A 10,149-nucleotide genomic window follows, 5' to 3' on the forward strand; every position below is an offset into this window, starting at 1 on the left:
GGCGGGCTGGGGCAATGCGATGCGTTGGCTGCTGACAGGCGACGAGTTCGACGCGCATGAGGCCTATCGCATGGGCTTGGTCCAAGAGGTCATGGCCAGCGAAGATTTGTTGCCGCGCGCGGTGCAGTTGGCGGCGCGCATTGCCGAGCAGGCGCCACTTGGGGTTTACACCACACTGGCGTCGGCCCGTCAGGCGCTGCTTGAAGGCGAAACCGCTGCGGCGAACAATCTGCCTGCGCTGACCCGGCAACTGATGGCCAGCGAAGACGCGCAAGAAGGGTTACAGGCGATGTTCGAACGTAGGCCCGGCAACTTCAAAGGTCGCTAGGCACGACTAATCAGGTAGCTGGGCGAATGGCTTTGATCAGTGGCAGCAGCGAGTAACCCAATCGTGGTGCCAGTGCCTCGGCTCGCTCGGTCACTGCCTCCAGGTCCAACACCTGTTCGAGGTCTGCCGGCACCATGAGGATGACGTTGCCCTCCTTCACCGGCAGCTCCCAGTAGTGGCGGTGATAAAGCCCGCGCAACAACGCAGCGCCCAGCGGTTTACCGTCGTCGGCCGCCCATTGATTGATCACCAGCCAGCCGCCCGGATTCAGACGTTTCTGACAGTTTTCCAAGAACTTCCACGCAAGATGCCCGACTCCTGGGCCGTAATCGGTATACAGGTCGACGAAGATCAAGTCGGCGGACTCGGCGCTGTCGAGCAACTCCAATGCATCGCCAATGCGAATGTACAGCCGTGGGTCATCGTCCAGGCCGAGAAATTCGATGGCCAGCCGCGGAACGTCCGGGCGCAATTCGATGGCTTCAACGTCTTCAAGGGGCAAGAACTTGAGGCACGCCTGGGTCAGCGTCCCGGCGCCAAGGCCCAGAAACAAGGCGCTTTCCGGAGCCTCGTGACACAGCGCGGCGATAAACATCGCGCGGGTGTAGTCGTACTCCAACCAGCTTGGGTCCGCCGTGAACGTGCAGCTTTGCTCGATGGCATCGCCGAACTCCAGGAATCGATACTCGTCCACTTCCAGCACACGGATCATGCCGAAGGCATCGTGTACTTCAGCCAGTAAACGCTCGACGCGCTCCTCAGTCATTGCTTCTCCTAACGGCATGGCGGAAAGCGGAAAGCGCGGATTGTCGTCTGTGCAGCCATTGGCAAGCAAGCCTGCTCGCACCGGGGCTGTTAAGATGGCGGTCCGACTGCATTGACCTGGATTTTCAACATGAGCCAACCCTGGAGCCCCGACAGCTGGCGGGCACTGCCGATTCAGCAGCAACCTCAATACCCCGACGCCGCGCATTTATTGCAGGTCGAGCAGACGCTGGCCAGTTATCCGCCGCTGGTGTTCGCCGGGGAAGCGCGCGAGTTGCGTCGGCAGTTTTCCGAGGTCACCCAAGGTCGGGCTTTTTTGCTGCAAGGCGGTGATTGCGCAGAGAGCTTTGTCGAGTTCTCGGCGGCGAAGATTCGCGACACCTTCAAAGTGCTGCTGCAAATGGCAATCGTCATGACCTTCGCGGCAGGTTGCCCGGTGGTCAAGGTCGGGCGCATGGCGGGGCAGTTCGCCAAACCGCGTTCGGCCAACGATGAAACCATCAACGGCGTGACGTTCCCGGCGTACCGGGGCGATATCGTCAATGGCATTGGCTTCGACGAAAAAAGCCGTGTACCGGACCCAGACCGGTTATTACAGGCCTATCACCAATCCACCGCCACGCTGAACCTGCTGCGTGCGTTCGCCCAAGGCGGTTTTGCTGATTTGCACCAAGTGCATCAGTGGAACCTGGATTTCATTGCCAACTCGGCGCTGGCAGACAAGTACAGCCAACTGGCCGGTCGCATCGATGAAACCCTGGCGTTCATGCGCGCCTGTGGTCTGGACACGTCGCCGCAATTGCGCGAAACCAGTTTCTTCACCGCCCACGAAGCCTTGCTGCTGAACTTCGAACAAGCTTTCGTGCGCCGTGACAGCTTGACCAACGATTACTACGATTGCTCGGCGCACATGCTGTGGATTGGCGACCGCACTCGGCAATTGGACGGCGCGCATGTGGAGTTTCTGCGCGGGGTGCACAACCCGATCGGGGTCAAAGTCGGTCCGAGTATGGACCCTGAAGACCTGATCCGGCTGATCGACACGCTTAACCCAAGCAACGATCCGGGACGCCTGAACCTGATTGCGCGCATGGGGGCGAACAAGGTTGGCGATCATTTGCCGCAGTTGATTCGTGCGGTGGAACGCGAAGGTCGCAAGGTGCTGTGGAGTTCGGACCCGATGCACGGCAATACGATCAAGGCCAGCAGCGGCTACAAGACTCGCGACTTTGCGCAGATTCTCAATGAGGTCAAACAGTTCTTCCAGGTGCACCAGGCGGAGGGCACTTACGCCGGTGGTATTCACATTGAGATGACGGGGCAGAACGTGACCGAGTGCATCGGCGGCGCACGGCCGATCACCGAAGATGGCTTGTCCGACCGCTACCACACCCACTGCGACCCACGGATGAACGCTGACCAGTCGCTGGAATTGGCGTTTTTGATTGCCGAGACGTTGAAGCAGGTTAGACCGCGTTAAGGCTTTCCCGAATGAATTCGGTCCACAGTTGCGCTCGATCCACTGTGGGACCGAATTCATTCGGGAAGCAGGCGGCGCGGTCTGTCTGGAATACCGAGTCGGTCCCTTCGCGAACAAGTTCGCTCCCACCGGGTCTGCTGCAACGCGGTAATGCTCAGTCTGCTTGCAACCGTAACAACGCCACCCGCAGGCGCGCCGCACTGGCGCGCTGGCAGTTAATTTGCACCTGCGCCAAGCCCAGCCAGTCAGCCATTTGCCGCAGGTTTTTTGCCAACGCCAACATCCCCTCTTCGTCCAAACCTTGCGCCTCTTCCTCATGCACCGCATGCACGGCCAAACGGCCCAAAGCGCGTTCGGCGCGCAAGTCCACGCGGGCGGCGATCCGTTCATTGTGCAAAAACGGCAGCACGTAGTAGCCGTACACCCGCTTTTCTTGAGGGGTATAGATTTCCAGACGGTAGCGAAAATCGAACAACCGCTCGGTACGGCTGCGCTCCCAAATCAGCGAATCGAACGGCGACAGCAAAGCACTGGCGCTCACCTTGCGCGGCAGTTTCTGCTCTGGCAGGCAATACGCTGGCTGACGCCAGCCTTGCACTTGAACCACCTGCAACGCCCCGGCCTCAACCAGTTCCGCCAAGCCCGAACGACTCTGCGCCGGGGCCAGACGAAAATAATCGCGCAGATCCTTATCGGTGCCGACGCCCAACGCCGTTGCCGCGTGCAGCAACAAACCATGCTGCGCCTCACCTGCGCTGATCTCTGGATGATCAAGAATCGCTGCCGGCAGCACCCGTTCCGGGACGTCATACAAGCGCTCGAATCCGCGACGTCCGGAGACCGTCACCTCCCCCGCCGCGAACAACCATTCCAGCGCATGCTTCTCGGCGCTCCAATCCCACCAGGGTCCGGCACGCTCTTGGCGAGTGCTCAGACTCCCCGCACCCAGCGCACCCTGCTCACGAACCGTCTGTAACACCTTGGCGATGGTCGCTTGCTGTTCACGACCAAATTTGGCCATTTGCTGATAGATCCCCACACCTTGTGACGCCTGTCGCATGCGCCATCGCAACAGGGGATAAAGACTCAATGGCAGCAACGACGCCTCATGGCCCCAATACTCGAAAAGCTTGCGCTGACGGCCTTGGCTCCACGCGGCTTGATCCAACAATGGCTGAGCATAATTGCCCAAGCGAGAAAACAACGGCAGGTAATGGGATCGCACCAGCGCGTTGACCGAATCAATTTGCAAGATGCCAAGGCGCTCGATCAACTGATTGATGTGCGCGGCCTTGATAGACACTGGCGGCTGGCGCCCGGTAAAACCTTGAGCGGCCAGCGCCAGACGGCGTGCTTGTTTGAGTGACAGTTCTGCGGACATTCCGGCCTCCTGATCAGTCCACAAAACTACCTGATCGAAGGCCGCTCTGTCAGTGCTTCATCGGGTCATACCAGAAGGGGCGAGAAACTTCCTGCTCAATATCCGCCCGACTCATACCGATGTCCTTCAAAGCATCGTCGCTGAGGCGCGCCAGTTCCTGACGTTGGTGATACAGCGTCGACCAGCGCAACAGCACACGTGTGATTGTTGAGAGAAAGCTCGCATTGGCTGAACCAGCGCGAACACCTTTTTGTATCAACACATAACCTTTTTGACCTTTCATCATCCTGACCTCCATCTTGGGATGACAACAGTTTCGCGCTGGGCCTATGATCAATCCAACGAATGTTTCTTATGCACTGCATCTCGGAGATTGATGAGTTGGCCACGTACCCAAGTATCGACAGCGAGCTGTTGCGAACCTTCGTCGCCATCGCCGATGAAGGTGGATTCACCCGCGCGGGCGAACTGGTTAACCGCACGCAATCGGCGGTCAGCATGCAGATGAAACGCCTGGAGGACGACGTGGTTCAGCGCCCACTGTTTCGCAAAGATGGGCGCACCGTCAGCCTGACTGCAGAGGGCCAAGTGTTATTGGGGTATGCCCGGCGCATCCTCAAACTGCACAGCGAGGTGTTCAATACGTTGCGCGAGCCGCACATGGTTGGGGTAGTGAAAATCGGTTCGCCGGATGATTACGTCATGCGGTTTTTACCGGGGATTTTACAACGCTTCGCCCAAGCCTATCCGCTGATTCAAGTGGAGGTGCATTGCGAGCCGTCCAAGCAATTGCTGCTGCGTCATGATCTGGATTTGAGCATAGTGACCCGTGAGCCCGGCACTGAGATCGGGCAAATCTTGCGCCATGAGCGCTTTGTCTGGATGGAAGCAGCAGGATTTTGCCCACACGATCAAACGCCGTTGCCGCTGGCGATGTTCAACGAAGATTGTTTTTGCCGTACCTGGGCGTGCAACGCGCTGGACGCCGCAGAGCGCGAATACCGCATCGCTTACACCAGTGCCAGCCTGGCAGCGATCAGCGCCGTCGTCAGCGCCGGCCTGGCGGTGACCGCGCAACTGGAAAGCCTGCTCACTTCAGACTTGCGTATCGTGGGCGAAGCCGAAGGTTTGCCGCTGCTGCCATCCGCCAGCATCGTGTTGCTGCGCAATCCGAATAACCCGTCGCCGATCGTTGAATGCCTGGCAGAGTACATCGTCGAAGGTTTTAAACTTTAAGCGCGAGGACCACGGCGCAAATAACCAAAAAGCCGCAGAACAAGGTGCGCAGCATTTTTTCCGGCAGCGAATGCGCCAGCCTGACGCCCCAACTGATGCTGGCCAAGCCGCCGACGGCCAAGGGAATACCCATCTGCCAATTGACGTGCCCGTGCACCGCGTAGGTGACTAACGTAATCGCGGTGCTGGGCGTCGCCAGCGCCAATGCCAGGCCTTGAGCGACCACCTGTGTCGCGCCAAATACGCCGGTGAGAATCGGCGTGGCGATGACCCCGCCGCCGACGCCGAACAACCCGCCGGTGACGCCCGAACCGAGCCCCAACACCCACAACCATTTAGCGTGACGCAGTTCAGTGCTGGCGTTGCCGTTACGCCAGTACATCTGGATCAAATTGAACACGGTCAGTACGATCAAAAACCCGACAAAAGCCAGACGCATACTATGTGGATCGAGCCGCACCGCCCACAGCGACGTCAGCCAAGCCAGGCAAAAGCTCGGAATAATCAGCATCAGGGCATTACGCAGTGAAATCCGGTTACGCTGGTTGTAGCGCCATAACGCCAACAGTACGTTGGGCAATACCATCAACAACGCGGTGCCTTGGGCCAGTTGTTGGTCAAGGCCGAACAACACGCCTAACGCGGGAATTGCCACCAGTCCGCCGCCGATACCAAACAGACCACCCAACGTGCCCATGGCCGCGCCCATCAACACAAACATCACAATCTCAATCACACCGCACCCCAATCAACTGATGCGCGCATGCTACGCAGTCAAGCCGAGGCAGGAAATGCAAGGGCAGCACTATTTGCTCAACATTTGCTGAATGCGGGATTCACGGTTCATGAACGATGGGCTGAGCGTATTGATCAGGTGCGGGATAATTTAGCTGGCGCATTAAACATCGTGGCACTAAATTAAACGGCAATTGATACAGAGGATTTCACATGAGCGTTGATGATAACTCCTCCACCCACGATGCGGGGACGTACGATCAATTGCTGCTCGACCGTCAGCTGTGCTTCGCCCTGTACTCGACGTCCTTGATGATGACCAAGGTTTACAAGCCTTGGCTGCAAGCGTTGGGGCTGACCTACCCGCAGTACCTGGCGATGATGGTTCTGTGGGAACGCGACGGCCTGACCGTGGGCGACGTCAGTACGCGCTTGCTGACTGACCCCGGCTCACTGACGCCACTGCTCAAGCGCCTGGAAGCTGAGGGGCTGCTGAGCCGCACTCGCAGCAAGGAAGATGAACGGGTGGTGTTGCTTCACCTGACCGAGCAAGGCCGCGAACTGCGCGAGAAAGCCAAGACCATTCCCGCCTGCATCCTCGGCGCCTCCGGCCGGTCCATGGCTGAGCTGAAATCGATGCAAGCCGACCTTATTGCCCTGCGCGAAAACTTGCACGACAGCCTTTGATTATGCGGTGTGCCTGACATACCGCTTTCACCGGTTCTTCCCGAAACTCAGTGGGACCGAACTTGTTCGGGAAGCAGGAGGCGCGGTCTGTCTGGAATACCGAGTCGATCCCTTCGCGAACAAGTTCGCTCCTACAGTGCCGAATGATCCTGTGGGAGGTTGTATGCTTGAGAGTGCCCCGACCAACGGTATTTCGTGCTGCAACCCCGCGCAACTCCTCGCGCCAAGCGTTCTATAAATCCCCTCCAGTCTCGTTAAAATCGACCTCAACGCGACTTTCGTAGAAAATTATATTGCGCACTAAATACTTGCGCGATACATTTACCGGGAGCTTAGTTAGCGCGCAAATATTTAGCGCAAAACACCTAACCATTGATGTGAGGATTTGACCATGGACACTCTCTACACTGCAGTTGCAACCGCTACCGGTGGCCGTGATGGCCGGGCTGTTTCCAGCGACAAGATTCTCGACGTCAAACTGTCCACCCCCAAAGAACTCGGCGGTGCTGGCGGCGAAGCGACCAACCCGGAGCAGCTGTTCGCTGCCGGTTACTCGGCCTGCTTCATCGGCGCACTGAAATTCGTTGCAAGCCAAACCAAGGGCACCATCCCCGCAGACGCCTCGATCACTGCCCATGTCGGCATCGGCCAGATCCCAGGCGGTTTCGGTCTGGACATCGACTTGCACATCAGCCTGCCCGGCCTTGAACAAGCCGCTGCACAAACACTGGTCGATGCTGCTCACCTGGTCTGCCCGTACTCCAATGCCACCCGCGGCAACGTCGACGTACGCCTGCACGTAACCGTTTAACCCCAATAACTTTGGGGGCCACGGCGGCGGTTACCTGCTGCGTGATGTTCCAAGACACAAAAAAGCCCGACGCTATGGTCGGGCTTTTTCGTTGCTGCGATACAAGACTGCGCTTATTTAGCGCGACCTTTGTACGAACCGCCGTCACGGGTGTCGATTTCGATCTTGTCGCCAATGTTGACGAAGTCGGCAACGCTCAGCTCAGTACCGTTTTTCAGTTTGGCTGGCTTCATCACCTTGCCCGACGTGTCGCCACGTGCGGAACCTTCGGTGTAGTCAACTTCACGGATGATCGTGGTTGGCAATTCTACCGATACCAGGCGCTCTTCAAAGAAGATCGCTTCGCAGACGTCAGTCATGCCTTCTTCGATGAAAGGCAGAACGCCTTCGATGTCTTCAGCGTTCAGCTCGTACATGGTGTAGTCAGTGGTGTCCATGAACGTGTAGGTGTCACCGCTGATGAAAGACAGGGTGGCTTCTTTACGATCGAGGATCACGTCTTCGAGTTTGTCGTCGGCGCTGTATACGATCTCGGTCTTGTAACCGGTCAACAGGTTCTTCAACTTGGTCTTCATGATTGCGCTGTTACGACCGGACTTGGTGAATTCAGCTTTCTGAACCAACCAAGGGTCATTTTCGAGCTTAATCACTGTGCCGGGTTTGAGTTCTTTACCAGTTTTCATTACGAATATCCGAATTTGGATGGATTTACAAAAATCTAGGCCGCGTATCATAGCCAATTTACATAAAACAGTACTAGCGCGGCGGCGAGATCAGCCTGCGAGGCCTGTTCCAGACACCAACGCTCAGCGTGTTCAGTGACCTGCGGCCAGTGTAGTAGCAGCTCAGTCCAGCGCTGACCCATTTCATTGCCACTGTTCCAGGCCCGCCAAACGTTGCGTAATGCCTCACCCGCGGCCGGCGAAAGGCCTTTCAGGTACAACTCAAGAAAGGCCTCCAGCTTGAGCCAATGCGCGTCGTCGTCTTGTTCGTAGATATGCCACAGCAGCGGGCGACCGGCCCATTGCGCACGGACGAATGAGTCCTCGCCACGTACCGCATTGAAATCGCAGCGCCACAGCAACCGGTCGTAATCCTCTTGTCGGATGAAAGGTAAAATCTGCACGGTCAATGCACCGCGCTGTTCGATTGAACCTACGCCGAGGCCATCGACGTCAAGCCAACGCTGCACATCCCCCAAAATTCGACCTTCCGGCACCAACAGGTGCGTCGGCCGAGTGTCCGCTGCCAACACCTCCAACCAACTGGCCAGCCCGGCATTTTCGTAAGCGAACAGTGAAATCAGCCGCGCATTGTCAACCGGCTCGACGCCCAACCCCTGCAGGAAGCTGCGCTGCGCCAGAGGGTCGTGCTGGAAGGCATGCCGCTGGTCCAGCAATCCGCTTTCCCGCAGCAAGCCGCCGGTGTCCGGGCGAAACCCTGGAAAGAAGAAAATCTTGCGCAGGCCGTTGGGTTGCGGTGACGGCAACGCATGGCAACCGGACACCCACTCCTCGGCGCTGAGGTACTCCAGGTTCAACCACAGCGGTGGCTGTGGGCGCTTAGGCATCGCATCGAAATACTCTGGCGGCAGACGGCAGGCAAAGGCCTCGATCACTACATCTGCCACTTCGGTTGGCTGCCACTCTTTGCTCCAGTGACAGACACTCACGCCGTCCTGCCATTGTTGCGCAGCCGTTGTATCGGCGCCGGGGCATAGCCGGGCAAACGGTTGCAGATCATCCACCCATAAACGCACCGCACAGGAATGCTCGGCGGCCAATTGCCGGGCAAGTCGCCAGGTCACGCCGATGTCGCCGTAGTTATCCACAACGCTGCAGAAAATATCCCAGGAGGTTTTCATGCCGGATCTCATCAAACAAAATATGAATTTTCGCTGTATCTGTAGGAGCCAACTGGTTGGCGAGAGTCCGGCGCGGTGAACCTGATACACCGCCTCGCCAACCAGTTGGCTCCTACAGAGGAATATCTGTGCGCCGCCCTGGACCCGGCAGGGCCTCTCACTGATGATTGTCCGTCAAAACCCTCTGCAAGCTCCAGCTTCAGGCGCCCGTCGTGCGACAATCACCGGCATCCGCCGTCCATGCCAGGAACCCCCAATGTCCACCCGTCCCTTGAAACTGATTTTGTGCATCGCGCTGGGCGTCTGGCTCGGCTGCGTCGCTGTCGCAGCAACCGGCATGTTCGCTTACCACTCACTGGTGGCTAGCAACGTCAGCGCCGTGAGCGCGGCAGTCAATCAAATCAAACTGCATGTTCCGCACAAGGGTCCATCTGCATCGGTGCCCGCCGCGTCGACGCCACAGGACGAGTCCGAGCAGGCGTCGGATAATCCGATGTTTGAGAAATACAAACAGAACCTGCAAGACACCCAAGCGCGACAGGACGACGACGACGCCAAGGCCGCTCGGGAAAAACGCATCAGCGGTCCAAAATGCCAGTTCTGGGAACAACAGAACCAGACCGCACCCAGTGAAAAAACCCGAACCAACGTCAATTTGTTCTGCGGTTAAGCATTGATGCTTTCGTCCATCGATAAACACGCCGTCCTACAATTGATTATCGCCACGCTCAAGGTCGATCTTGATCTGCTGCAACGGGCTGCGCAGACCGCTTACGAGACGGCAACCCACGAAGAAAACATCGCCGAGAATAAGTACGACACCCTCGGCCTAGAAGCGTCGTACCTGGCCACTGGCCAAGCC

Annotated in this window: 12 protein-coding genes and 1 pseudogene; 7 read left to right on the forward strand and 6 right to left on the reverse strand. The window is 57.9% G+C overall.

The features are described 5' to 3' along the window. Positions 1–328: enoyl-CoA hydratase-related protein (locus tag M0974_RS28525; RefSeq protein WP_297845007.1), on the forward strand; the 328-nt coding region annotated here is incomplete at its 5' end. Between the two features lie 10 nt (positions 329–338). Here M0974_RS28525 and M0974_RS28530 read toward each other — a convergent pair. Then, positions 339–1,094 (reverse strand): spermidine synthase, encoded by a 756-nt coding sequence (locus tag M0974_RS28530; RefSeq protein ID WP_297845010.1) that lies wholly within the window; start codon positions 1,092–1,094, stop codon positions 339–341. A 129-nt stretch (positions 1,095–1,223) separates the two neighbouring features. On the opposite strand from M0974_RS28530, the gene M0974_RS28535 reads away from it, so the two are divergent. Beyond that, entirely contained in the window at positions 1,224–2,573 is a 1,350-nt protein-coding gene (locus M0974_RS28535; protein ID WP_297845012.1) for a class II 3-deoxy-7-phosphoheptulonate synthase, read from the forward strand. A gap of 154 nt (positions 2,574–2,727) precedes the next feature. Here the strand turns inward: M0974_RS28535 and M0974_RS28540 are convergent, their stop codons facing one another. Both M0974_RS28540 and M0974_RS28545 read right to left on the reverse strand, forming a co-directional pair. Beyond that, positions 2,728–3,954: a winged helix-turn-helix domain-containing protein gene (locus M0974_RS28540; RefSeq protein WP_297845014.1), complete on the reverse strand. Its 1,227-nt coding sequence runs from the start codon at positions 3,952–3,954 to the stop codon at positions 2,728–2,730. Between the two features lie 49 nt (positions 3,955–4,003). After that, positions 4,004–4,240, reverse strand: coding sequence for a DUF1127 domain-containing protein (locus tag M0974_RS28545; RefSeq protein ID WP_367279065.1), 237 nt, complete (start codon positions 4,238–4,240; stop codon positions 4,004–4,006). Between the two features lie 95 nt (positions 4,241–4,335). Here M0974_RS28545 and M0974_RS28550 point away from each other — a divergent pair, with 95 nt between their 5' ends. Continuing rightward, positions 4,336–5,190: a LysR substrate-binding domain-containing protein gene (locus M0974_RS28550; RefSeq protein ID WP_297845027.1), complete on the forward strand. Its 855-nt coding sequence runs from the start codon at positions 4,336–4,338 to the stop codon at positions 5,188–5,190. Here the strand turns inward: M0974_RS28550 and M0974_RS28555 are convergent. Continuing rightward, positions 5,180–5,926 carry a sulfite exporter TauE/SafE family protein gene (locus M0974_RS28555; RefSeq protein WP_297845016.1) on the reverse strand — a complete coding sequence of 249 codons (747 nt, stop codon included), beginning with the start codon at positions 5,924–5,926 and terminating at the stop codon, positions 5,180–5,182. The genes M0974_RS28550 and M0974_RS28555 overlap by 11 nt on opposite strands. 212 nt (positions 5,927–6,138) lie before the next feature. On the opposite strand from M0974_RS28555, the gene M0974_RS28560 reads away from it, so the two are divergent. Together M0974_RS28560 and M0974_RS28565 are read left to right on the forward strand one after the other, a co-directional pair. Then, on the forward strand, positions 6,139–6,612 hold the full coding sequence (locus tag M0974_RS28560; RefSeq protein ID WP_297845017.1) for a MarR family winged helix-turn-helix transcriptional regulator: 474 nt from the start codon (positions 6,139–6,141) through the stop codon (positions 6,610–6,612). A gap of 391 nt (positions 6,613–7,003) precedes the next feature. Then, positions 7,004–7,423, forward strand: a complete 420-nt coding sequence (locus M0974_RS28565) for an organic hydroperoxide resistance protein (protein ID WP_297845019.1) — start codon at positions 7,004–7,006, stop codon at positions 7,421–7,423. Between the two features lie 113 nt (positions 7,424–7,536). Here M0974_RS28565 and M0974_RS28570 read toward each other — a convergent pair whose 3' ends face one another. Further along, a complete protein-coding gene (locus M0974_RS28570; RefSeq protein ID WP_297845021.1) occupies positions 7,537–8,106 on the reverse strand; it encodes an elongation factor P in 570 nt (189 codons plus the stop codon). 47 nt (positions 8,107–8,153) lie between these two features. After that, positions 8,154–9,287 (reverse strand): elongation factor P maturation arginine rhamnosyltransferase EarP, encoded by a 1,134-nt coding sequence (gene earP, locus M0974_RS28575; RefSeq protein ID WP_297845022.1) that lies wholly within the window; start codon positions 9,285–9,287, stop codon positions 8,154–8,156. Positions 9,288–9,543: 256 nt separating this feature from the next. Here earP and M0974_RS28580 point away from each other — a divergent pair, with 256 nt between their 5' ends. Then, positions 9,544–9,957, forward strand: a complete 414-nt coding sequence (locus M0974_RS28580) for a hypothetical protein (RefSeq protein ID WP_297845024.1) — start codon at positions 9,544–9,546, stop codon at positions 9,955–9,957. Positions 9,958–9,975: 18 nt separating this feature from the next. Then, positions 9,976–10,149: pseudogene (locus tag M0974_RS28585) on the forward strand (transcription elongation factor GreAB); the annotation flags it as partial.

This window comes from Pseudomonas sp. (genome assembly GCF_026224925.1).
Taxonomy (GTDB): domain Bacteria; phylum Pseudomonadota; class Gammaproteobacteria; order Pseudomonadales; family Pseudomonadaceae; genus Aquipseudomonas.

Coding starts and splice junctions, on each gene's coding strand:
- M0974_RS28535 (WP_297845012.1), top strand. CDS start 1,224: ATGAGCCAACCCTGGAGCCCCGACAGCTGGCGGGCACTGCCGATTCAG.
- M0974_RS28530 (WP_297845010.1), bottom strand. CDS start 1,094: ATGACTGAGGAGCGCGTCGAGCGTTTACTGGCTGAAGTACACGATGCC.
- M0974_RS28565 (WP_297845019.1), top strand. CDS start 7,004: ATGGACACTCTCTACACTGCAGTTGCAACCGCTACCGGTGGCCGTGAT.
- M0974_RS28540 (WP_297845014.1), bottom strand. CDS start 3,954: ATGTCCGCAGAACTGTCACTCAAACAAGCACGCCGTCTGGCGCTGGCC.
- M0974_RS28545 (WP_367279065.1), bottom strand. CDS start 4,240: ATGATGAAAGGTCAAAAAGGTTATGTGTTGATACAAAAAGGTGTTCGC.
- M0974_RS28560 (WP_297845017.1), top strand. CDS start 6,139: ATGAGCGTTGATGATAACTCCTCCACCCACGATGCGGGGACGTACGAT.
- earP (WP_297845022.1), bottom strand. CDS start 9,287: ATGAAAACCTCCTGGGATATTTTCTGCAGCGTTGTGGATAACTACGGC.
- M0974_RS28570 (WP_297845021.1), bottom strand. CDS start 8,106: ATGAAAACTGGTAAAGAACTCAAACCCGGCACAGTGATTAAGCTCGAA.
- M0974_RS28580 (WP_297845024.1), top strand. CDS start 9,544: ATGTCCACCCGTCCCTTGAAACTGATTTTGTGCATCGCGCTGGGCGTC.